The following is a 23158-nucleotide window of genomic DNA, read 5'->3' on the forward strand; positions in this document are numbered from 1 at the left end:
CGCAGCATGCCGCTGTCGCAGCTATTGCCGGACCTGACGCTTGCGCGCGATGTGCAGGTGTCCGGCCTGGTGATGGATAGCCGTGCGGTGCGTCCGGGCGATGCGTTCGTGGCGATCGCCGGCTTCGGCGCGCATGGGCTGGGCTTTGTCGAACAGGCGCGTGCGAATGGCGCAGTGGCAGTGTTGTTCGAACCACCGGCGCCGGCCGAGCTGCCGGTACCGGCCGATGCGATCGCGGTGCCCGGCCTGCGTGCGCGACTCGGCAGCATGGCCGACCAGTTCCACGGTCACCCGTCGCGCGCGCTGCGCATGGTTGGCGTCACCGGGACCAACGGCAAGACCTCCACCGTGCAATTGCTGGCGCAGGCGCTGACCTTGCTCGGTACATCGACCGGTACGCTGGGCACGTTGGGCGTGGGCCTGTACGGCGCGGCCGTGCCGACCGGCTTCACCACACCGCTGGTGCTGTCCACGCATGCCTTGCTGGCGCAACTGCGCGATGAAGGCGCGCAGGCCGCGGCGATGGAAGTCAGCTCGCACGCGCTCGATCAGGGCCGCGTGGATGCCGTGCATTTCGACGTAGCGGTGTTCACCAATCTCACCCGCGATCATCTCGATTATCACGGCGATATGGCGCAGTACGGCGCCGCCAAAGCCAAGCTGTTCACGCGCGCTGGGTTGCAGGCGGCGGTGGTAAATCTGGACGACGCATTCGGCCGCACGCTGTTCGCGTCGCTCGATCCTGCGCTGCGTGCGATCGGTGTGAGTTCGCGCGGGCAGGGCGGCGCCACGGTGCGCGCCGACGCGCTGCAGCTGGATCACAACGGCATCAGCTTCGCGCTGCGGATCGATAGCACCGTCCACGCGGTACATTCGCCACTGCTGGGCCGCTTCAACGTCGACAACCTGCTGGCGGTCGCCGGTGCCCTGCACGCGCTGGACCATGCGCCGGCGCAGATCGCCCAGGTGCTGGGCCAGCTGCAGCCCATCCACGGCCGCATGAATCGTCTCGGCGGCGCGCATGGCGCACCGCTGGTCGTGGTCGACTACGCACACACGCCCGACGCGCTGGAGCAGGCACTGGCCAGCCTCCGCTCGCATGCGCAGGACCGGCTGATCTGCGTGTTCGGCTGTGGCGGGGAACGCGACACCGGCAAGCGCCCGCAGATGGCCGCCATTGCCGAACTCAACGCCGATGTGGCGATCGTCACCGACGACAACCCGCGCGGCGAAGATGGCGATGTCATCGTTGCCGATATCGTGCGCGGCTTTGCGCGCCCGGATGCGGCCATCGTGCAGCGCGATCGTGCTGCCGCCATCCATCAGGCCATCGCTATGGCCAGCGCATCGGACATCGTGCTGATCGCCGGCAAGGGCCACGAGCCCTACCAGGAAGTGGCTGGCGTGCGGCATGCCTTCGACGACGCGGCGGTAGCGGCGCAGGCGCTGCTGCCGCGTACCCTGCTGGGGGTGCGCGCATGAAGCTCACCCCGTTGTCGTTGATCGCGCATTGGGCCGGCGGCGAGCTGCACGGCGACGATGCCATGATCGATGCGGTCGGCAACGATACGCGCGCGCTGTCCAACGGCAGCCTGTATGTGGCGCTGCGCGGCGAGCGTGTCGATGGGCACGACTTCGCTGCCGATGCACTCGCGCAGGGCGCCAGCGGTTTGCTGGTGGAGCGCCTGTTGCCGACGCTGGGCGTACCGCAGGTGGTGGTGCAGAACACCGAACTGGCACTGGCACGCATTGCGGCCGGCATGCAGCGCGATCGCGCCACCCGCGTGATCGCGTTGACCGGTTCCAACGGCAAGACCAGCGTCAAGGCGCTGCTGCTGGCGATCCTGACCGAAGCAGGGCGTGTCGACGGCACCACCGTCTATGCCACGCCGGGCAACCGCAATAACGAAATTGGCTTGCCGCTGGCAGTGATCGCCGCGCCGGACGATGCAGATGTTGCCATCTACGAAATGGGTGCCGGCAAGCCGGGCGATATCGCCTACCTCACCGACATCGCGCGGCCGCAGGTTGCGCTGGTCAACAACATCGCGCCGGCGCATCTGGAGCGCCTGGGCAGCCTGCTCGGCGTCGCACAGACCAAAGGCGCGATCTACGCCGCGCTGCCGTCCGATGGCGTGGCGGTGATCAATGCCGACGATGCCTTCGGCGCCTGGTTCGAGCAGCAGCTGCATGCGCAGCCGGTGCCGGGCCGTCGGGTGTTGCGCTATGGCCTGCAGGCCAGCGCCGACATCCGCGCACGTCAGCTGCGACTGCAGGCCGATGGCGCGCAGTTCACGCTGGTGACGCCGCAGGGCGAGGCACAGGTTACGTTGCCATTGCCGGGTCGCCACAACGTGCTCAACGCATTGGCGGCGACCGGCCTGGCGCTGGGCGCCGGGATCGCGCTGCCGATCATCGCCGCTGGTCTGGCGCAGGCGCGCCCGGTGGCTGGCCGGCAGATCGCCCATCGGTTGCCCGGTGGCGCGGTGCTGGTCGACGACAGTTACAACGCCAACCCCGGGTCGCTGGATGCGGCCATCGATGCACTGGCCGCCGCGCCCGGCGATGGCTGGCTGGTGCTGGGCGACATGCGCGAACTCGGTGCGGAAGGCGCGGCACTGCATGCCGCGGCCGGGCGTCGCGCACGCGCCGCAAAATTGCAACGTCTGTACGCATTGGGCGAGCTCAGTGCCGCGGCTGCGCAGGCGTTTGGCGAGGGCGGCCGCGTGTTTGCCACCCATGCCGCCTTGGCGACGGCATTGCAGGCGGATCTGGCGCAGGTCGCCGGTTCGCAGACTCAAACGCAGGAATCTTCTTTGATGCACGAACACACCGGAGCGGCTGCGCAGGCTGCCACCGCGCACCTCCCGCCCACGCTGCTGGTCAAAGGCTCCCGCGGTAGCGCCATGGACCGCATCGTCACCGCGTTGCTGGCACCGGTGGAGGGCGCATCCCATGCTGCTTGAGTTGGCCCGCTGGCTGCAGCAACTGGAGAGCCTGTTCGGGCTGTTCAACTATCTGACCTTCCGCGGCATTCTGGCAGCGCTGACGTCGTTGTTTCTATCGTTGTGGATGGGCCCTGCGGTAATTCGCAAGCTGGCCCAGTTCAAGGGCGGCCAGCCAATCCGTCAGGACGGCCCGCAGACGCATTTCTCGAAGGCCGGCACGCCAACCATGGGTGGCTCGCTGATCCTGCTCACCGTCACTTTGTCGGTGTTGCTATGGGGCGATTTGCGCAACCGCTATGTGTGGCTGGTGCTGGCAGTGATGCTCTGCTTCGGTGCGATCGGCTGGTACGACGACTGGATCAAGATCGTGCGTCGCGATCCCAACGGCCTGAAGTCGCGCTGGAAGTATCTGCTGCAGTCGATCTTCGGTCTGGCCGCCGGCCTGTTCCTGTACTACACCGCCGACGTACCGGCGGCAATCACGTTCTACATTCCGATGTTCAAATCGATCGCGCTGCCGTTGGCCGGCGTGAGCTTCGTGGTGATCGCCTATTTCTGGATCGTCGGCTTCTCCAACGCGGTCAACCTCACCGACGGTCTGGATGGTCTGGCCATCATGCCCACCGTGCTGGTGGCCTGCGCCCTGGGCGTGTTCGCCTATGCCTCGGGCAACGTGGTGTTTGCCGAATACCTGAAGATTCCGCTGATTCCTGGCGCTGGTGAATTGATCATCATCTGCTCGGCAATCGCCGGTGCAGGCTTGGGCTTTCTGTGGTTCAACACCTATCCGGCCATGGTGTTCATGGGCGACATCGGCGCGCTGTCGCTGGGCGCGGTGCTCGGTACCATCGCGGTGATCGTGCGCCAGGAAATGGTGCTGGTGATCATGGGCGGCGTGTTCGTGATCGAAACGCTGTCGGTGATGATCCAGGTGGCCAGCTTCAAGCTCACCGGCAAGCGTGTGTTCCGCATGGCGCCCATCCACCACCACTTCGAACTCAAGGGTTGGCCGGAGCCGCGCGTGATCGTGCGCTTCTGGATCATTTCGGTGGTGCTGGTGCTGATCGGCCTTGCCACGTTGAAGGTGCGCTGATGAACGACATGTCCCGCCAGGCCACGCGACTGGACGCCATCGGCGGCCGTTACGACCCGTGGCTGCTCGGCGCGGCGGCCACCCTCGCCTCGTTGGGCGTGGTGATGGTGGCTTCCAGCTCGATCGAGCTGTCCGACAATCCGTTTTACTACCTGACCCGTCACCTTCTGTTTCTGGGCATTGGCGTGGGCCTGGCGTTTTGGGCCATGCGTACCGAACTCAAGACCATCGAGCAGTACAACCAGGTGTTGCTGCTGGCCTGCTTCGGTCTGTTGATGGTGGTGTTCGTGCCCGGCCTGGGCAGCAGCGTCAACGGCGCCAAGCGCTGGATCAACCTGGGCGTATCCAAGTTCCAGACCGTCGAAGCGGTCAAGGTGCTCTACATCGTGTGGCTATCCAGCTACCTGGTGCGGTTCCGCGACGAGGTCAACGCGACCTGGCCGGCGATGCTCAAGCCGCTGGGCGTGGCGATCGCACTGGTGGGCCTGCTGCTGATGCAGCCAGACTTCGGCTCCTCCACGCTGCTGCTGGCGATCACGGCCGGCATGCTGGTGCTGGGCGGGGTGAACCTGCCGCGCATGTCGATGCCGATCGTGTTCGGCCTGCCGGTATTCGCCTTCATTGCGATCCTGGAACCTTACCGCCTGCGCCGCATCACCTCGTTCCTGGATCCGTGGGCGGATCAGCTAGGGTCGGGCTATCAATTGTCGAATGCCTTGATGGCGGTTGGCCGTGGGCAATGGACCGGGGTGGGCTTGGGCGCCTCGGTGCAGAAGCTCAATTATCTGCCCGAAGCGCATACCGACTTCATCTTCTCGGTGATTGCCGAAGAGTTGGGCTTTGTCGGCGTGTGCGGCGTGATCTCGCTGTATGCGCTACTTGTCGGTCGCGCGTTCTGGCTGGGCATGCGCTGCGTGGAAATGAAGCGCCATTTTTCCGGCTATATCGCGTTCGGCATTGGTCTGTGGATCAGCCTGCAGAGCTTCGTCTCGGTGGGCGTGAACCTGGGTATCCTGCCGACCAAGGGCTTGACCCTGCCCCTGATTTCGTCCGGCGGTTCGTCGGTGCTGATGACCTGCGTGGCGATGGGTCTGCTGCTGCGCGTGTCGTATGAAATGGATCGCGCCGAGCGCCTGCGCAGCAAGTTGTCGCCGCAGGGCGCGTCCTCCGAGCCGGCTGAGCAGGTGGTCGACCCGGTGCCGCCTGCGTCTACAGCGGGACGCAAGCCGCAGCGCGAGACCGCTGTAGCACCGGCATCGGTGGCAGCGGCGTCGACTGCAGCACCCTCGGTGGCGCCGGCATCGGCCATCCTGCGCGGCACCAGCCGGATGCAGCCGCGTGTGGAACCGACCTTCGGGAGGATTGCATGAGCGTCTATGCGAATCCCTCGCAAAAGCCCGCACAACCATCTGCCGGGATTCAGCCGGTGATGATTTTGGCTGGCGGTACCGGTGGGCATATTTTCCCGGGTCTGGCCGTGGCCAAGGTACTGCGCGCGCGCGGCGTGCCGGTGACATGGCTAGGCGCCGACGGTGCGATGGAAACGCGGCTGGTGCCGCAGCACGACATCCAGATCGACACGCTGGCCATCAGTGGCCTGCGCGGAAAGGGCGTGATCAAGTTGCTTGGTGCACCGGTGCGAGTGATGCGCGCCGTGCGCGCGGCCGGCTTTGTATTGCGCAAGCGACAGCCGCGTGCGGTGGTCAGCTTCGGCGGTTTTGCAGCTGGCCCCGGTGGCCTGGCCGCACGCCTGCTTGGCGTGCCCTTGCTGGTGCACGAACAAAATCGCGCGCCCGGCATGACCAACAAGGTGCTGTCGCGTTTTGCGCGCCGCGTGCTGACCGGTTTTCCGGGCAGCTTCGCTGGCGAAGAAGCAGTGGGTAACCCGGTGCGTGCGGACATCGCAGCGCTTCCCGCGCCGGCCACGCGCCTGGTCGGGCGTGGTGGCCCGGTGCGCGTGTTGGTGCTTGGCGGCAGCCAGGGCGCGCGCGTCTTGAACCAGGCCGTCCCCGCGGCACTGGCGGCGCTCGGGCATCCGGATGTCGACGTACGCCATCAGTGCGGCGAAAAACTGCGCGCCGAAGCCGAGGCTTCTTATGCGCAGGCCGGCGTCAACGCCAGCGTCGAACCGTTTATCGCCGACATGGCCGCCGCCTACGCCTGGGCAGACCTGGTGGTGTGCCGCGCCGGCGCCTCCACGCTGGCAGAGCTGTGCGCCGCCGGTGTCGGCAGCGTACTGGTGCCCTTTGCCGCCGCCGTGGACGACCATCAGACCCGCAATGCCGAATACCTGGTCGGCGCCGATGCCGCCGTGCTGCTCAAGCAGGACGACACATTGGCCGTGCGCCTGCAGCAGGTCTTGCAGACGTTGCTCGCCGACCCCGCACGTCGCCTGTCGATGGCCCAAGCCGCCCGCACCCTGGCCAAGCCGGATGCCGCGGAGCGTATCGCCGACATCATTCTTCAAGAAGCCGGGAGTGGTGAATCGGGAATGGGGAATCGGCAGAGCTCAGAACACTTGCAGGAACCTATTTCGATGCACGTAAACAAGCGCACCGACCAAGCATCCGTTGCCGCTGGCGCTCCGCTCCACACGATTCCCGATTCCCGATTCCCGATTTACGCCTCCGCAGGAGGTGCTCAATGATCCGCCGCCTGCAGGACAGCGGCGATCTGGTACGTGCGTTTCCGCGCGTGCATTTCGTGGGTATCGGCGGCACCGGCATGAGCGGCATTGCCGAGGTCATGCTGACGCTTGGCTACGAAGTCTCCGGTTCCGACAATTCCGACAACGCAGCAACGCGCCGCCTGGCCAAGCTGGGTGCGCGTGTGATGCGGGGCCACTCGGCAGCCAACGTGCTGGGCACTGATTGCGTGGTGGTATCCAGCGCGATCCGTGAAGACAACCCTGAGCTGATGGAAGCGCGCAGCCAGCGCATTCCGATCATGCCGCGTGCGGCGATGCTGGCCGAGCTGATGCGCTTCCGTCGCGGTATCGCGGTGGCAGGAACGCACGGCAAGACCACCACCACCAGCCTGGCTGCGGCCGTGCTGAGCGAAGGCGGGCTGGATCCGACGTTTGTCATCGGCGGGCAACTGTTGGCAGCCGGCGCCAATGCCAAACTCGGCGGGGGCCAGTGGCTGGTGGCCGAAGCCGACGAAAGCGATGGCAGCTTCCTGCGCCTGAATCCGCTGATGGCGGTGATCACCAATATCGATTCGGATCACCTGGAAAACTACGGCAACGATTTCGCCCGCGTGCAGGCCGCGTTTGCCGAATTCCTGCAGCGCCTGCCGTTCTACGGCCTGGCCCTGCTGTGCATCGATGATCCGGAAGTGGCTGCGCTGGCCGGCAAGACGCCGCGTCACGTGATGAGCTACGGCATGAGCGAAAACGCCGACGTGCGCGCCGAAGATGTGGTGCAGGACGGGCCGCGCATGCGCTTCACCCTGCGCCTGCCGGAAGGCACCACCACGCCGGTGACGCTGGCGTTGCCGGGCCGTCACAACGTGCTCAACGCACTGGCTGCTGCCGCGATCGGTTGGCAGCTCGGCGTGGAGCCGCAGACCATTGCGCGCGCGTTGGAAAACTTCGCCGGTATCGGCCGGCGTTTCAACGATCTGGGCGAAGTCACTACCAGCACCGGCGCACGTGTGCAGGTGGTCGATGACTACGGCCATCACCCGCGCGAGCTGGAGGCGGTGTTCGCCGCCGCCCGTGGCGGTTGGCCGGACAAGCGCCTGGTGGTGGCCTTCCAGCCGCACCGATACAGCCGTACCCGCGATCAGTTCGACGCCTTCGCCGCCGTGCTCAGCACCGTCGATGCGCTGGTACTGAGCGAAGTCTATCCCGCCGGCGAAGCGCCGATTCCCGGCGCCGACTCGCGCGCGCTGGCGCGTGCGATCCGTGCGCGCGGCCGTAGCGAGCCGGTGGTCGTCGGGCAGATTTCCGGCCTGGCCGAGGTGTTGCCGGACGTACTGCAGGACGGCGACCTGTTGCTGATGATGGGTGCCGGCGATATCGGGTATGTGGCCCAGCACATCATCAATCATGGCTTTGTCGGAGAGCAGGCATGAGCGCGGTGATCGCCAACGCACGCACCAGTGATCCGGCAGCCTTCGGACGTGTCGCCGTGCTGCTCGGCGGCACCTCCTCCGAGCGCGAAGTCTCGTTGAATTCCGGCAGCAACGTGCTCGACGCACTGCGCGCGCGCGGTGTCGATGCGCAGCCGGTCGATGGCATTCCTGCGTTGGCGCAGGCGCTGGTCGCCGGCCAATTTGATCGCGTGTTCAACGTGCTGCACGGCCATAACGGCGGCGGCGAAGACGGCATCGTGCAGGGCTTGATGGAAGCCTTTGGCATTCCGTACACCGGTTCCAACGTGCTCGGCTCGGCGCTGAGCATGGACAAGATCCGCACCAAGCAGGTGTGGTTGTCGCTGGGCCTGCCGACGCCGCGTTATGCGCGTCTGGCCGCCGGCGTCAGCGCCGATGAGATCCATGCTGCCGCACGCCAGATCGGCTTGCCGGTAATCGTCAAGCCGGCCAACGAAGGCTCGAGCGTCGGTATCAGCCGCGTGTTCGATCAGGCGCAGCTTGAAGAAGCCGTGCTGCTGGCCGCGCGCTACGACGGCGCGCTGTTGATGGAGCAATTGATCGAAGGCGACGAACTCACCGTGGCGATTCTGGGCGAGACCGCGCTGCCGTCGATTCGCATCGTGCCCAAGGGCCAGTGGTACGACTACAACGCCAAGTACCTGGCCGACGACACTCAATATCTGTGTCCGGGGCTGGATGGCGATGCCGAAGCGCAGATCGGCCAGCTCGCGCTGGATGCGTTCCGCGCCGCCGGTGCACGCGACTGGGGCCGCGTTGACGTCATGCGCGACCGCAGCAGCGGCCAACTGTATCTGCTCGAAGTGAACACCGCCCCGGGCATGACCAGCCACTCGCTGGTGCCCAAGGCCGCCCGTCAGCTCGGCCTCGATTTCGAAGAGCTGGTCTGGCGCGTACTGGAGCAGACGCTGTGAAGCGCGGAATGGGGAATCGGGATTCGGGAATCGCAAAAGCGACAGCCGGCCGTGCGCCGCTGTTGACGATTTCCTATTCCCGATTCCCGATTCCCGCGCGCGGAGCGCGCACATGAACGCCACCCTGCGTATCCTCGCCTGGTTGATCGCGGTGGCGCTGGTCGCGTTGCCAGTGGTTGCGGTGCTCAATGGGTGGGTGGGCGCGGAGCGCTGGCCGTTGGCCAAGTTGCGGGTGTCCGGCGATTTCAAGCGGGTGCCGGCCGAAGAATTGCGCGCGGTGGTGTTGCCGTATGCGCGCGCAGGATTTTTCGCGGTGAAGCTGCAGCAGGCGCAAGACGCCATTGCGCGCCTGCCGTGGGTGGAAAGCGCACAGGTGCGCAAGCGTTGGCCGGACGTGCTGGAAGTGCGCGTGACCGAGCACAAGCCGTTCGCGCGCTGGGGCACCGACCGCATGCTGTCCGAGCAAGGCCGGTTGTTCCGCACCCCGCCATTGCTCAAGGATTTCAAATTGCCGCAACTCGGCGGACCGGACAGCAAAACCCAGGACGTGGTCGCGCTCTACAACGAGTCGCGCGCCTTGTTTGCACCAACCGGACTGGATGTGGAGCGTCTGGAGATGGACGCGCGCGGCAGCTGGTCGCTGGGGCTGAGCAACGGTCTGCAGATCATGATCGGCCGCGACGATGCACGCGCGCGTCTGCAGCGGTTCGCGCGCGTGCTGCCGCAGCTGGCCGACCCGCAGCGCCCGATCGCGCGCGCCGATCTGCGCTACACCAATGGGTTTACGGTCGAACGTGCACCGGGCGAGACCCCGCACGACGCCAAAAAGCCCAAGAACACGGCGCCGGTCACGCCCGCCGCGCCGCCGGCGGAGGTCCATCCCATCGCCGCGCGCTTTCCGCATCGCCTGATTGATCGTCTGGCCTCTGCGCTTCCGTCATTCACTCTTCAACGCAGTCTGCATACATGAATCGCAAAGGCGACAAATCCCTCATCGTTGGACTGGACATCGGCACCTCCAAGGTGGTCGCGCTAGTCGGCGAGTACTCGCCCGGCAATCCGATCGAAGTGATCGGCATCGGTTCGCACGAGTCGCGCGGTCTCAAGCGCGGCGTGGTGGTAGACATCGAGTCCACCGTGCAGTCGATCCAGCGCGCAGTCGAAGAAGCCGAGCTCATGGCCGGCTGCGAAATTCGTTCGGTATACGCATCGATTTCCGGCAACCACGTGCAGTGCAAGAACTCGCCCGGCATCGTGCCGATCCGCGATTGCGAAGTGACCTGGAGCGATCTGGAGCGCGTGCTCGACGCGGCCAAGGCAGTGGCCATTCCTGCCGACCAGCGCATCCTGCACGCCATCCCCCGTGAGTACGTGCTGGACGATTCGCAAGAAGGCATTCGCAACCCGGTCGGCATGACCGGCGTGCGCCTGGAGGTGCACGCGCACCTTGTCGTCTGCGCGCAGTCGGCCGCGGCCAACATCACCAAGTGCGTGCAGAAATGCGGCCTGCAGGTGGACGATCTGGTGCTGTCGTCGCTGGCTTCGTCGGTTGCCGTGCTGACCGCCGACGAACGTGAGCTGGGCGTGGTACTGGTGGACATCGGCGCCGGCACTACGGATCTGGCGGTGTACGTGCAGGGCGCGATCTGCCACACCGCCTCGCTGCCGATCGCCGGCGACCATGTCACCAACGACATCGCGCACATGCTGCGTACGCCCACGCCGGAAGCCGAGCAGATCAAGGTGCGTTATGCCTGCGCGCTGGCGCAGCTGGCCACCGCCGAAGAAAGCATCCAGGTGCCGTCGGTGGGCGACCGCCCGCCGCGCCGCATGCCGCGTCACGCGCTTGCGCAGGCGGTGCAGGGCCGTTACGAAGAAATTTTTGAAATGGTGCAGGCCGAACTGCGCCGCTCCGGCTTCGAAGAAATGGTGCGCGCCGGCATGGTGCTCACCGGTGGCGCGTCGAAGATGGAAGGCGTGGTGGAGCTGGCCGAAGAAATGCTGCAAATGCCGGTGCGCGTGGGCATTCCGCAGCACGTCACCGGCCTGGGTGAAGTCGTCGGTAATCCGGTGCACGCCTCCGGCGTGGGCCTGTTGCTGATGGGTAGCCAGATCGAACACCCGCGTCGACCGTCGATCCCGACTGGCCGCGCAGGCAGCTTGTTCAAGAAATTGAAGAACTGGTATCGCGGCGAATTCTGACGGGCTGGGATTCGGAAGTCGGGATTCGGGATTGGCAAGAGCAAGAAACGAAGGCAAAGCGGCGTTGGTTGCGATGGCGAAGATAATGATCAAGTAGAGAGCGGTGAGCGGGTAGGCGGTAAACTTTTTGCAGGATTTACGTCGAGGAGCAGGTGCGGCAAGTCGCGGAGCGCTATGGCGCATCCATGGCCCGACAACCGAGGCCCGACTTTCAAACAACAACACTCGCCGTGGTGCGGAGTGGGCAGGGAACCTCGCGTTTGCGAATCCTCAATCCCCATTCCCCAATCCCGGCTCAAGAGGACACTGACATGGCACATTTCGAACTGATTGAAAAAATGGCTCCCAACGCGGTCATCAAGGTGGTTGGCGTAGGCGGCGGTGGCGGTAATGCCGTCGCGCACATGGTCAACACCAACGTCGATGGCGTGGAATTCATCACTGCCAACACCGATTCGCAGGCGATCAAGAACTGCGGCGCCAAGCTGCAGCTGCAGCTCGGCACCAACGTCACCAAGGGCCTGGGCGCAGGCGCCAATCCGGAAGTCGGCCGTCAGGCGGCGCTGGAAGATCGCGAGCGCATCATGGACGCACTGCAGGGTGCGGACATGGTGTTCATCACCGCCGGCATGGGCGGCGGCACCGGCACCGGTGCGGCACCGGTCGTCGCGCAGCTGGCCAAGGAAATGGGCATCCTGACCGTGGCCGTGGTCACCAAGCCGTTCCCGTTCGAAGGCCGTCGCCGCATGCAGGTCGCGCTGAAGGGCATCGAGGAACTGAGCCAGCATTGCGACTCGCTGATCACCATTCCCAATGAAAAGCTGATCACCGTGCTGGGCCGCAACGCCACCATGATTCAGGCGTTCCGCGCTGCCAACGACGTGCTGCAGGGCGCGGTGCAGGGCATCGCCGATCTGATCGTGCGTCCGGGCCTGATCAACGTCGACTTCGCCGACGTGCGCACCGTGATGTCGGAAATGGGTCTGGCCATGATGGGCACCGGGTCGGCACGCGGCGACGATCGCGCGCAGGCCGCTGCCGAAGCCGCCATCCAGAACCCGCTCCTGGACGATGTGAACCTGGCCGGTGCCAATGGCATCCTGGTCAACATCACTGCCGGCCCGGACTTCACCATGTCCGAGTTCGACGAGATCGGCCGCACCATCGAAGCGTTTGCCTCCGAAGATGCCACCGTGGTCGTCGGCACCGTGCTCGACCCCGACATGCAGGACGAAGTGCGCGTGACCGTGGTCGCCACCGGCCTGAACCGTGCGGTTGCACGTCAGACCCAGCGTCCGGACCAGCGCGCGCCGATCAAGCTGGTGCGCAATGCCACCACCGGCCAGCCGGAATTCGGCGACTTCGACACCAGCAGCGGCGACGCGGTGTCCAAGGCCGTCGGCGGCAGCATGGGCCTGGGCCTGCGTCGTCCGAGCAGCGACTCGGTCGGCAGCAGCGCTGGCAGCCACAACAGCGGCGGCTCTTCGGCGCCGGCGGCAGACTTGCCCAACGATTACCTGGATATCCCGGCGTTCCTGCGCCGCCAGGCTGATTGACGGACGCCGGCTGCGTCGCTACGGCGGCGTAGCCCATCCCACCCGACCGTGGTCGGGGCAGTAATGCCATGTCCTTTCTGCCGGGTCGGTCACGATCCGGCAGCTTTTGCAGCGGCAAGACCAGAACATGACACTTTTCGTCACGCGCAACTTGTTAAAATTCGGATAATCTCTGCGTACGAGACAGCCGGTTCAGCGTCTGTCTGCATTGCTCCCCCAAACTTCGCATATGACCCAGCAACGCACTCTCAAAAACACCATTCGCGCCACCGGCGTTGGCTTGCATAGCGGCGACAAGGTGTACATGACGCTGCGACCGGCCCCGGTCGACCATGGCGTGGTGTTCCGACGTGTGGACCTGGAGCCGGTCATCGAAGTCCCCGCTGATGCAGAGTTGGTGACCGAGACCACGCTGTGCACCGGTCTGACCTGTAATGGCGCCAAGATCCAGACCGTCGAACACTTGATGTCGGCACTGGCTGGACTGGGTGTGGACAACGTCATCGTCGAGCTGTCCTCGGCCGAGTTGCCGATCATGGACGGTTCCTCCGGTCCGTTCGTGTTCCTGTTGCAGTCGGCAGGGATCGTCGAGCAGGACAAGGCCAAGCGCTTCATTCGTATCAAGCAGCCGGTGGAAGTGCGCGAAGGCGACAAGGTCGCGCGCTTCGAGCCGTACGACGGCTACAAGCTAGGCTTCACCATCGAATTCAACCACCCGATGATCCCGGCCAAGCAATCGCGCCAGGAAATCGAGTTCTCTACCTCGGCCTACGTCAAGGAAATTTCGCGCGCCCGCACCTTCGGCTTCATGCGCGATCTTGAGTACATGCGCGAGCGCAATCTGGGCCTCGGCGGTTCGATGGACAACGCCATCGTGCTGGACGAGTTCCGCGTGCTCAACGAGGACGGCCTGCGTTACACCAACGAATTCGTGCGCCACAAGATCCTGGATGCCATCGGCGACCTGTATCTGGCCGGCGGTGCCATCCTGGGCGCGTACGAAGGCTTCAAATCTGGCCACGCGCTCAACAACAAGCTGGTACGCGCGCTGTTGGCCGACCAGACCGCTTGGGAATGGGTCAGCTTCCCGGAAGGTACCGAGCAACCGCCGGTGACCTACGCAAGCCCCGTCTACGCCTGAGCCCGGCACGACCCGCCGCGAAGTTTTCAGATTGTGGCGGCTTCGCCCCATGGCGATGGGCTGCTGCGGAAGATCGGATGAACGCCCCCGCATCTCGCTGACGACCGTCAGCCAATCGATGCCCACGGCGTGTCTATGTGTCAGGGGATGCCGCAATCGGCATCAAAAGTGTGAACCAGCTCGGATTTCGGTGCTGTTCTTAACTTTTATTTAAGACTTCTCTAACTCCTCCAGGCGCCACGACCGCTAGGATGCGTCGGGTCGTGCGTGGTCTTCGCAATCCTTTCACGCACTGCTGGCCGTCCGGAGATGGCGCAAGGACGTCACTGCTTAGTCGGCAAGACGTCCTGCAGGGACGCCAGCGCCTCGCGCAGACCCTTGTGCGTGGCTTCGGACACCGGCCGTGGACGGTCGCGGTTCTGCTGTATTGGGGAATGCAGCGGAGTGCTTGCCGTCTTGACGGTCACTGCGGTGGCCTTCAACCCGATGGATCGGGCGGCATCAAGAAGTTGGGTCTCGGCGAGCCGCACTTTGGCATGCCAGATCGGTGAATCAACCAGAAAAACGAGCTGTTCGCCTCGGACATTGGCCAACCGGCAACGGATGGCCAGATGGGGCGGTAACAGGGGGCGCAACTGCCGGTCCAGCGCATCGAGCCATAAGGCTCGGCGCAAGGGGTCGCCAGCCTTTTCACCCAGCGCGGCCTCGATGGCCTGCTGCGGAGCGGAAGGGTTGCGTGCGTTGGACTTGGGCTTGGACATGACACTCATATGGCGTTAAAAAAAGTTGTAATCAAATCTCGCGAAACCCGGGCCCAGCGTATGGCCCGCCAGTTCCAGGGCTTTGCGTCGGATCGACCGATGGTGGTGCTCGGCGCCGTACTCGGGCTGGGCATGCTGATCGGCGTCGGTGCAAGTACCGCTACCGGCATGGTGACCAATTCCGCGCTGCAGGCCAAGGTCGCGCAGCAACAGGCCGAGCTGGCCCAGGCGCAGCGCGCCTCGCAGGCACAGGTCAATGCACTGGCCGCACGCATGGGCGAGCTGCAGGCACAGGCCACCCGTCTCAATGCCTTGGGCGAACGGCTGACCGAAATGGGCAAGTTGAAGGACGGCGAGTTCGACTTCGACGAGCCGGTCGGCGTCGGTGGCGGCGATGAGCCGGTCAGCGACATGCCGGTCGAGTCGCTCAAGGAAACGCTAGGGCAAGTCGAACAGCAGTTCTCCGCCTCCGGCCAACAACTGAACGTATTGGCCTCGCTGATGTTCGATCATCAGCTCGAGCAGAATTCGGTGCCCTCGCGGATGCCGATCCGCAACACCTATATCACCTCGGGCTTTGGCGGTCGCGCCGATCCGTTCGACGGCGGCTCGGCCTTCCACAAGGGTGTGGACTTCCACGCCAACGTGGGCGACCCGGTGATGTCGGTCGCCGACGGCGTGGTCAGCTACGCGGGTGTGCGTGGTGGCTACGGCAACGTGGTCGAAGTGGACCATGGCAACGGCTACGTGACCCGCTACGCGCACAACTCGCGCCTGGTGGTGAAGGTGGGCGATCTGGTGCGCGCCGGCCAGCAGGTGGCCAGGGCCGGTTCCAGCGGCCGTTCCACCGGTGCGCACGTGCACTTCGAGGTGTGGGCCGATGGCCGCGTGGTCAATCCGCGCAAGTTCCTGGGCGACACCAACACGCCGGTGGGGCGCCGAGGGCGCGGTTGACGAAGGCATGGCACGCTCCGGCGGAGGTGCTTGATTCGTGAAGGCTCGCCCCAAGCTACAATATGGTATTGCCATGACAGGGCGCAGTGCGCCCTGTTTCGTTTACGGCGGTCGGGTCTTGGGACCGGCGTCGGTCAAACCGTTCCTTTTCAACCGGTTTCTTCAATGATCAACAGTCTGCTTACCCGTGTCTTTGGCAGTCGTAACGAACGCCAGCTGCGCCAGCTCACCCGCCTCGTCGCCCAGATCAATGCGCTGGAGCCGACGATCGAGAAGCTCTCCGACGCCGAGCTGCAAGCCAAGACCCCGGAGTTCAAGCAGCGGCTTGCCGCCGGCGAGTCCCTGGACAAGATCCTTCCTGACGCCTTCGCGGTGTGTCGCGAGGCCAGCCGCCGCGTGCTGGGCATGCGCCATTACGACGTGCAGTTGATCGGCGGCATGGTGTTGCACCTGGGCAAGATCGCCGAGATGCGCACCGGCGAAGGCAAGACCCTGGTGGCCACGCTGCCGGTGTACCTCAACGCGCTGCAGGGCGAGGGCGTGCATGTGGTCACCGTCAACGACTACCTGGCGCGCCGCGACGCCGCGCAGATGGGCAAGTTGTACAACTGGCTGGGCCTGAGCGTGGGCGTGGTGTATCCGGGCATGCCGCATAGCGACAAGCGCGAGGCCTACGGCAGCGATATCACCTACGGCACCAATAACGAGTTCGGCTTCGATTACCTGCGCGACAACATGGCGCTGTCGCGTGCCGACCGCTATCAGCGCAATCTGCATTACGCGATCGTCGACGAAGTCGACTCGATCCTGATCGACGAAGCGCGCACCCCGCTGATCATTTCCGGCCCGGCTGACGAATCGCCGGAGCTGTACATCCGCGTCAACCGCATCGTGCCGCAGCTGACCAAGCAGGAAAGCGAAGAAGGCGAGGGCGATTACTGGATCGACGAGAAGGGCAAGCAGGTGCATCTGTCCGAGGCGGGCATGGGCCACGCCGAAGAACTGCTGATGCAGGCCGGCATCCTTGAAAACGCCGAAGACGGCCTGTACGCCGCGCAGAACTTGAGCGTGGTGCACCACCTCAACGCCGCGCTGCGCGCGCACGCCATCTATCAGCGCGATGTGGATTACATCGTGCGCGATGGCGAAGTGGTCATCGTGGACGAATTCACTGGCCGCACGCTGTCCGGGCGTCGCTGGTCCGACGGCCTGCATCAGGCGGTCGAAGCGAAGGAAGGCGTGCCGGTGCAGCGCGAGAACCAGACGCTGGCCAGCATCACCTTCCAGAACCTGTTCCGCATGTACAAGAAGCTGTCCGGCATGACCGGTACGGCCGACACCGAAGCCTACGAATTCCAGAGCATCTACGGTCTGGAGGTGGTGGTGATTCCGACCAATCGCCCGACCGTGCGCAAGGACCATCCGGACCAGGTGTTCCTCAACCGCAAGGGCAAGTTCAATGCAGTGCTGGCCGACATCGAAGACTGCGCCAAGCGCGGCCAGCCGGTGCTGGTGGGGACGACCTCGATCGAGACTTCGGAGATGCTGTCCGAGCATCTGCGCAAGGCCGGGGTGAAGCACGAAGTGCTCAACGCCAAGCAGCACGAGCGCGAAGCGACCATCGTGGCCAACGCTGGTCAGCCGGGTGCGGTGACCATCGCGACCAACATGGCCGGTCGCGGTACCGATATCGTGCTGGGTGGTTCGCTCGAGTCCGAGTATCACGCGCTGGGCGAGGATGCGCCCGAAGACGCACGCTTCAAGATCAAGACCGACTGGCAGCGCCGGCATGACGCGGTCAAGGCGGCCGGTGGCCTGCATATCATCGGGACCGAGCGTCACGAATCGCGGCGTATCGACAACCAGTTGCGCGGCCGCGCCGGTCGCCAGGGCGACCCGGGCTCCTCGCGCTTCTACCTGTCGCTGGAAGACAATCTGATGCGCATCTTCGCCTCGGACTGGGTCCAGAAGGCGATGCGCATGATGGGCATGAAGGAGGACGACGTCATCGAAGATCGCCTGGTCAGCCGGCAGATCGAGAAGGCGCAGCGCAAGGTCGAAGCGCACAACTTCGATATCCGCAAGAACCTGCTGGACTTCGACGACGTCAACAACGATCAGCGCAAGGTGATCTACGCACAGCGCGATGAATTGCTGGACGCCGAGTCGGTGAAGGACAACGTCGACGGTATCCGCGGCGATGTGATCTACGACCTGGTCGCCCGCTTCGTGCCGCCCAATTCGGTGGACGAACAGTGGGACCTGCAGGGACTGGAAGCCACGCTGGAATCGGAGCTGGGCATGCCGATGGCGTTGCGCGAAATGGCGCGCACGCAGGAAGAACTGGACGCCGAGCAGATTGCCGCCAAGGTACAGGCTGCGGTGGATGCGCACTTCGCCGAGAAGGAAGCGGCGGTAGGCAACGACACCATGCGCGCGCTGGAAAAGCACGTGATGCTGACCGTGCTCGATCAGGGCTGGAAGGAACATCTGGCCAAGATGGATTACCTGCGCCAGGGCATCTATCTGCGTGGTTACGCGCAGAAGCAGCCCAAGCAGGAATACAAGAAGGAAGCCTTCGAGCTTTTCTCCGAGATGCTGGAGAACGTCAAGCGCGAGGTAGTCAACCTGCTCGCACGCGTGCGTATCCGCAGCGAAGAAGAAGTGGCCGAGCTGGAAGAACAGGAGCGTCGTCAGGCCGAAGCACGCCTGATGGCCTCGCAGTTCCAGCACCAGGATGCCGGCGGTTACGGCGCCGACGAGGAAGTGGAACAGATGCAGGGCGGCAACGCGCCGGTGCCGGTTTCGCAGGTCACCCGCGACGAGCCCAAGGTCGGCCGCAACGATCCCTGCCCGTGCGGCAGCGGCAAGAAGTACAAGCACTGCCACGGTCAGCTCAGCTAGGGCGTAGCGGTTTTACTGATTCGAAAAACCCCGCCTCGTGCGGGGTTTTTTATTTGGGCCGACGACTCATCGGCACTGCGTTGCTTGCCGGAAATTCCATCGAAGGTAGTAATCGTTGATTGATACTTGGCAATTTAGATATAGCTCATATGCACTAGTAGGAAAAAACTGACTTGATCTTCAGGTGCACGCCTACGCCACGCCAGGGCGTGCAGCCTAGGTCGCGGTGCGGCGAGCATTTACCTTTGTGAGCCCGCGTCGCCTGCAATACGCCGGGCCTAAGCACGCCGCGACGTTCCGCGCATTGCGGCGTCATCGTGTCCTTGATCAACATCAAATGGAGCTTCATGAACAGGATCTATCGCCTGGTGCTCAACCGCGCCACCGGTTTGATGCAGGTTGCATCCGAACTTGCCACCTCTCAGGGTTTTCCCCCTCGCACAACCGGCTTCAGCCTCTGCCACCGTTCTCTGTTGAGCACGGCGATGCTGGCTGCGCTCGGCTCAGTTGCAGCGCCTTCCGCGTTTGCCGCCGTATTCGATTTCAACAGCGATGAAACTATCACTAGCTCGCGCGTGTATACCGATGGCTTCCGCGTTGGCCCGAACGGCACGGTTGTGGTCGATGTCAGCGGCGCTGCTGTGGTCACCTCCGAGGAAGACATCTCGCTGGGCAGCACCGCGGCTGGCAATGGCACCCTGCGGCTGACTGGCCCGGGTGCACGCCTGGCCATCAATAGCGGTTTCTGGGACCTGCTTGTGGGTGAAGCCGGCGTCGGCAACTTGACGCTGCAGGGCGGTAGCCAGGCCACCACTGCGGGCTTGATGACCTTGGGCAACCAGCAGGGCAGTAGCGGCAATGTGCTGGTGACCGGGGCCGGATCGGCGCTCACCGCGCGTGAGATCCGCGTCGGCCGCGGCGGCACTGGCACCATGGACATCACGAACGGCGGCACTGTCACGACAACACGCCCGTACTCGGTGGTCAATAACTACGGCATGAGCCTCGGTGACGGCACCAATGGCGCCGGTACGGTCAATGTCAGCAATGGCGGTACTCTGGCCATCGCCGACAATTTGTTGTTGGTCGGCATGGTCCGCGACGGCACCCTCAACATCGGTAATGGCGGCACAGTCAACGCAGACCGCGGTGTACATCTGGGCGGCACCCTCATCAGCCTGAGCAACAACGGCACCAGCAACGGCACCGTTAACGTGGCTGCTGGTGGTGAGCTCAATACCGCAGAGCTGATCCTTGGTGTACATAGCGATTCCAGTGGCGTGGTGACCGTGACCGGCACAGGCAGGATCAACGCAGACACGGTCTCGGTCGGCTCCAACGGCGACGGAAGCCTCACTCTGTCCGGCGGCGCTGTGCTCCGTGCAACCACCGACGTGCGTGCCGAGCTCCCCCACGGCATCAGCGAGAACTTTGGCCAGACCGGCCGTATCGTGGTCAGTGGTACTGGTTCGGCGATCGAAGCCCCGCGCGTTGATGTCAGCAATGAGCTGCTGGTTGAAGGCGGTGCGGCGATCCGTTCGACCACTGCTGCCTTCTATGATTCTTACGCCAATACCCGGACCAACGCGACGCTTACTGGTGCTGGTTCCAACTGGACCAATAGTGGTGCGATGCGGGCCTTCACCAATGTCGAGATACTCGACGGCGCAGTGATCACGACGGATACCTTGTCGGTTTCCGGCGGACTCAACTCCTCGACGTTTGCGCCCCGGCTTGAGCACGATCAGGTTCGCGTCAGGGGTGTCGGATCAGCGATCGTCACAGCCAACGGTCTGACCGTTGGAGGCACTGTGTTCGAACCTTATGGGGTGCTCAGCGCGGCGAGCGGTGGCCGCATCGATGGCGGTAGCGGGATTACGCTGGGCAACGCAGGTTATCTGGCTTTGGGTGGGGGCATGGACCAGTGGTCGCTCGCCACCACTGCGCCGGTTTGGCGCGCTGCCGAAGCGGTCGGGCAACTATCTGCATCGCCGATCTCGATGGAGGTGAATTCCGGTGGGTTGGTGTTCAATCACACTGGCGATGCCACTTTGTCGAACACCATCAGAAGCGTGCCCAGCGGCAATACGTGGGTCGGCGGACAACTGCTACAACTCTCCGGTAATACTCGCTTGGATGGCGATCTGACCGCGTTCGGAGGTGAGATCAACGTCACTGGCGGCACGCTGCTGATCAACTCGGATCTTTACACCGGTCAGGGTTACACGAATCCCAGCCGAGCACTTGTCCAGGAGATCTCTGTGTCCGGCGGCACTTTGGTGCTTAACGGTACGTCAGGTTTTCAACAGCAGATCAATCTGGGTAGCACGGTCGAGACTGTACGCAGTTCGATTGCTGTGGTAACTGGCGAAGGCATCCTGGCCGGTAACGCCAGGCTCGGGGACACCTTTCTTGGCGACGGTGGCACTTTGTCGCCGGGCCAGAACGGCATCGGCAAGATGACCTTCGATGGAGACCTATACCTTTCTGCAAATAATGGGTTGGGCGCCACGATTAGCGGCACATCGTTCTATGACGTCGATGTGCTCGGCAACGGCCAGAACGATCAGCTCGCCGTGAGCGGCACGGCCTATCTGGGCCGTACCTCCGGCTTGACCAACACCGCCGACGCCGCGTTGCGCGTGACTGCGCTGGACCCGTCTGTCAGTTATCAGAACGGCCAGACATATACGATTCTGGAGGCAGCTGGCGGGGTGCAAGGCCGCTTCGACCAAGTGACCTCGCGCTCTGCCTTTATAGACCCGAGCGTTGTCTATACCGCCAACCAGGTGCAGTTGACCCTCGCGGTGAAGGACACTACTCCGCCTGTCACTCCGGCCCCACCTGTCGATCCGGGTACTCCGGTCACCCCGGTCGATCCGGTTACGCCGGTGACACCTGCGCCGCCGATCGCGCCTGTCACCCCGGTTGCTCCCATTGCCCCGCCTTTGGTGTTCGGTACGGTCGCAATCAGCGGCAACCAGCGTGCTACCGCTGCGGCATTGGATACGCTGCGGCAATCCGGTGATGCATTGGCACTCTATAACGGTCTGCTGATCATGGATGCCGATACTGCCCGTGCTGCATTCGATGATCTCTCGGGTGAAGTCCATGCCAGCAATCGTGCCTTGCTGCTGGAAGACCGTTTTCTGCGGGAAGGTATCAGCCAGCGCCTGCGCCAGGCCCCGGACTTTACCGAAGACGGCGGTGCGTCGGCCTGGGTTGCCGGCAGTGGCGCTTCCAATCGGCAGGATGGTGATGGCTCCGCTGCCCGTGCTCGCCAGAATCGCGACGGTCTGATGGCTGGTGTGGACTGGTCGTTTGGCGAGCGTTGGACGGTCGGGCTTGCCGCCGGTGCCGAGTCGCTGCGTCAGCAGCTACAGGCGCGTAACGCGTCCTCCGACGTCGATGCGGTGCATGCCGGGCTATATGGTGGCTATCGTGGCGAGGCTGTATGGATCAACGGCGCTGCCAGCTATGCGGACTACCAGATAGACACCGAACGCACTGTCGGCGTGGGGACCGGTATTGCCCAGCGCTTGGGCGGTCGTTACGACGCTGACGCAGTGTCGGCTTTTGTTGAGGGCGGCTGGGACTTCGAGCTGGGTGCCCTTACGCTGACCCCACACGTCGCCGCAGCTTACACGCGATTGTCCACTGACGCGGGAGTGGAAGCTGGCGGCAGTGCGGCGCTGGCGATTGATGCCAGCAAGGATGAAGTGTGGACGTCCACCGCTGGCGTGCGGGCCTCTTGGGATATCAGTGGCGGTCTGCAAGATGGTGCACGCCTGGAAGCTGGCCTGGCCTGGCAGAATGCCGCTGGTGAACTACGCGCCGATTCCCGCCAGCGATTCGTTGCCGGTAGCAGCGCATTCACGGTTGGCGGCGTACCGCTGGCACGCAATGTCGGCATCGCCGAGCTCGGCGTCTCCCTCAACACCTCCGCCAATAGCCGCCTGTCCCTAGTTGGGCAGGGACGTGCAGGCGATGGTCAGCGTGAGGTGGGCGCGCAGTTGAACTGGAAGGTCGCTTTCTAAGCGACATCGGTCTGCTGAACCTACATCGAAGGGCTCCGCAAGGAGCCCTTCGTCATTGCTGGTCGCCTGCGGCGCGATACTGGCGATGCTCGCCTGGGCGTATGCTCGACCCACGTTCTCGGTGGAGTGCGGTCGTGTCACTTCTAGCCAGCCAGCAATTGAAAGTGTTCGTGCCTGCGCGCGATTACGCGCTGTCGCAGCGGTTCTATCGTGCGCTGGGATTCGTGCAGGAGGACGAGGTGGGCAACGTCACCTGCTTTCGGCACGGTGCGCACTGCGCGTTCTTGCTGCAGGATTTCTATGTGCGCGAGCTGGCCGAAAACCTGATGCTGCATCTGTGGGTGGACGATGCCGACGGATGGTGGCAGCACTTGCATGACGTGGGGTTGGATGAGCAGTTCGGTGTGAGCTTCAGTGCACCGGAAGATCGGCCATGGGGCGCGCGCGATTTCACCCTGCATGATCCCAGTGGCGTGCTGTGGCGAATCGGGCAGCCGCTGTAGGGCCGGAACTTGGGGTTCGGATTGGCACA

Annotated in this window: 16 protein-coding genes; 15 read left to right on the forward strand and 1 reads right to left on the reverse strand. The window is 64.2% G+C overall.

The features are described 5' to 3' along the window. Positions 1 to 6 precede the first annotated feature (6 nt). From BJD12_RS16860 to lpxC, 11 genes are all read left to right on the forward strand, one after another. Positions 7 to 1482: a UDP-N-acetylmuramoyl-L-alanyl-D-glutamate--2,6-diaminopimelate ligase gene (locus tag BJD12_RS16860; RefSeq protein WP_005991588.1), complete on the forward strand. Its 1476-nt coding sequence runs from the start codon at positions 7 to 9 to the stop codon at positions 1480 to 1482. Then, on the forward strand, positions 1479 to 2966 hold the full coding sequence (locus tag BJD12_RS16865; RefSeq protein WP_005991586.1) for a UDP-N-acetylmuramoyl-tripeptide--D-alanyl-D-alanine ligase: 1488 nt from the start codon (positions 1479 to 1481) through the stop codon (positions 2964 to 2966). Before BJD12_RS16860 ends, BJD12_RS16865 begins: the two co-directional genes overlap by 4 nt. Continuing rightward, positions 2956 to 4041 (forward strand): phospho-N-acetylmuramoyl-pentapeptide-transferase, encoded by a 1086-nt coding sequence (mraY, locus tag BJD12_RS16870; RefSeq protein ID WP_005991584.1) that lies wholly within the window; start codon positions 2956 to 2958, stop codon positions 4039 to 4041. Before BJD12_RS16865 ends, mraY begins: the two co-directional genes overlap by 11 nt. Continuing rightward, positions 4041 to 5411 (forward strand): putative lipid II flippase FtsW, encoded by a 1371-nt coding sequence (gene ftsW, locus BJD12_RS16875; RefSeq protein ID WP_005991582.1) that lies wholly within the window; start codon positions 4041 to 4043, stop codon positions 5409 to 5411. Before mraY ends, ftsW begins: the two co-directional genes overlap by 1 nt. Then, positions 5408 to 6688, forward strand: a complete 1281-nt coding sequence (gene murG / locus BJD12_RS16880; RefSeq protein ID WP_005991580.1) for an undecaprenyldiphospho-muramoylpentapeptide beta-N-acetylglucosaminyltransferase — start codon at positions 5408 to 5410, stop codon at positions 6686 to 6688. The genes ftsW and murG overlap by 4 nt, the downstream gene beginning before the upstream one ends. Then, positions 6685 to 8118 (forward strand): UDP-N-acetylmuramate--L-alanine ligase, encoded by a 1434-nt coding sequence (murC, locus tag BJD12_RS16885; protein WP_005991576.1) that lies wholly within the window; start codon positions 6685 to 6687, stop codon positions 8116 to 8118. Before murG ends, murC begins: the two co-directional genes overlap by 4 nt. Further along, positions 8115 to 9071, forward strand: coding sequence for a D-alanine--D-alanine ligase (locus tag BJD12_RS16890; protein ID WP_005991574.1), 957 nt, complete (start codon positions 8115 to 8117; stop codon positions 9069 to 9071). The genes murC and BJD12_RS16890 overlap by 4 nt, the downstream gene beginning before the upstream one ends. 112 nt (positions 9072 to 9183) lie before the next feature. Then, positions 9184 to 10041 (forward strand): cell division protein FtsQ/DivIB, encoded by an 858-nt coding sequence (locus BJD12_RS16895; RefSeq protein ID WP_005991572.1) that lies wholly within the window; start codon positions 9184 to 9186, stop codon positions 10039 to 10041. After that, complete coding sequence (gene ftsA / locus BJD12_RS16900) at positions 10038 to 11273, forward strand: cell division protein FtsA (protein WP_005991570.1); 1236 nt, start codon at positions 10038 to 10040, stop codon at positions 11271 to 11273. Before BJD12_RS16895 ends, ftsA begins: the two co-directional genes overlap by 4 nt. A gap of 311 nt (positions 11274 to 11584) precedes the next feature. Further along, on the forward strand, positions 11585 to 12829 hold the full coding sequence (gene ftsZ / locus BJD12_RS16905) for a cell division protein FtsZ (RefSeq protein WP_005991568.1): 1245 nt from the start codon (positions 11585 to 11587) through the stop codon (positions 12827 to 12829). A 229-nt stretch (positions 12830 to 13058) separates the two neighbouring features. Beyond that, positions 13059 to 13970 (forward strand): UDP-3-O-acyl-N-acetylglucosamine deacetylase, encoded by a 912-nt coding sequence (gene lpxC, locus BJD12_RS16910; protein ID WP_005991566.1) that lies wholly within the window; start codon positions 13059 to 13061, stop codon positions 13968 to 13970. 323 nt (positions 13971 to 14293) lie between these two features. On the opposite strand, the gene BJD12_RS16915 is transcribed toward lpxC, so the two are convergent. After that, positions 14294 to 14740, reverse strand: coding sequence for a DciA family protein (locus BJD12_RS16915; protein ID WP_074059431.1), 447 nt, complete (start codon positions 14738 to 14740; stop codon positions 14294 to 14296). Between BJD12_RS16915 and BJD12_RS16920 the strand changes: the two genes are divergently transcribed. From BJD12_RS16920 to BJD12_RS16935, 4 genes are all read left to right on the forward strand, one after another. After that, complete coding sequence (locus BJD12_RS16920) at positions 14741 to 15685, forward strand: M23 family metallopeptidase (RefSeq protein WP_039424258.1); 945 nt, start codon at positions 14741 to 14743, stop codon at positions 15683 to 15685. It begins immediately after the preceding gene. Positions 15686 to 15850: 165 nt separating this feature from the next. Continuing rightward, positions 15851 to 18589 (forward strand): preprotein translocase subunit SecA, encoded by a 2739-nt coding sequence (gene secA / locus BJD12_RS16925; RefSeq protein ID WP_005991559.1) that lies wholly within the window; start codon positions 15851 to 15853, stop codon positions 18587 to 18589. A 317-nt stretch (positions 18590 to 18906) separates the two neighbouring features. Continuing rightward, entirely contained in the window at positions 18907 to 22626 is a 3720-nt protein-coding gene (locus BJD12_RS16930) for an autotransporter domain-containing protein (RefSeq protein WP_229003622.1), read from the forward strand. A 134-nt stretch (positions 22627 to 22760) separates the two neighbouring features. Next, positions 22761 to 23129: a VOC family protein gene (locus BJD12_RS16935; protein WP_039424253.1), complete on the forward strand. Its 369-nt coding sequence runs from the start codon at positions 22761 to 22763 to the stop codon at positions 23127 to 23129. Positions 23130 to 23158 lie beyond the last annotated feature (29 nt).

This window comes from Xanthomonas vesicatoria ATCC 35937 (assembly GCF_001908725.1).
Taxonomy (GTDB): domain Bacteria; phylum Pseudomonadota; class Gammaproteobacteria; order Xanthomonadales; family Xanthomonadaceae; genus Xanthomonas; species Xanthomonas vesicatoria.

Bases quoted from the DNA above. Each gene is read 5' to 3' on its own strand.
- BJD12_RS16895 (WP_005991572.1), top strand. From the start codon at position 9,184: ATGAACGCCACCCTGCGTATCCTCGCCTGGTTGATCGCGGTGGCGCTG.
- ftsW (WP_005991582.1), top strand. From the start codon at position 4,041: ATGAACGACATGTCCCGCCAGGCCACGCGACTGGACGCCATCGGCGGC.
- murG (WP_005991580.1), top strand. From the start codon at position 5,408: ATGAGCGTCTATGCGAATCCCTCGCAAAAGCCCGCACAACCATCTGCC.
- ftsA (WP_005991570.1), top strand. From the start codon at position 10,038: ATGAATCGCAAAGGCGACAAATCCCTCATCGTTGGACTGGACATCGGC.
- BJD12_RS16915 (WP_074059431.1), bottom strand. From the start codon at position 14,740: ATGAGTGTCATGTCCAAGCCCAAGTCCAACGCACGCAACCCTTCCGCT.
- secA (WP_005991559.1), top strand. From the start codon at position 15,851: ATGATCAACAGTCTGCTTACCCGTGTCTTTGGCAGTCGTAACGAACGC.
- murC (WP_005991576.1), top strand. From the start codon at position 6,685: ATGATCCGCCGCCTGCAGGACAGCGGCGATCTGGTACGTGCGTTTCCG.
- BJD12_RS16865 (WP_005991586.1), top strand. From the start codon at position 1,479: ATGAAGCTCACCCCGTTGTCGTTGATCGCGCATTGGGCCGGCGGCGAG.
- mraY (WP_005991584.1), top strand. From the start codon at position 2,956: ATGCTGCTTGAGTTGGCCCGCTGGCTGCAGCAACTGGAGAGCCTGTTC.
- BJD12_RS16890 (WP_005991574.1), top strand. From the start codon at position 8,115: ATGAGCGCGGTGATCGCCAACGCACGCACCAGTGATCCGGCAGCCTTC.
- BJD12_RS16860 (WP_005991588.1), top strand. From the start codon at position 7: ATGCCGCTGTCGCAGCTATTGCCGGACCTGACGCTTGCGCGCGATGTG.
- ftsZ (WP_005991568.1), top strand. From the start codon at position 11,585: ATGGCACATTTCGAACTGATTGAAAAAATGGCTCCCAACGCGGTCATC.
- lpxC (WP_005991566.1), top strand. From the start codon at position 13,059: ATGACCCAGCAACGCACTCTCAAAAACACCATTCGCGCCACCGGCGTT.
- BJD12_RS16920 (WP_039424258.1), top strand. From the start codon at position 14,741: ATGGCGTTAAAAAAAGTTGTAATCAAATCTCGCGAAACCCGGGCCCAG.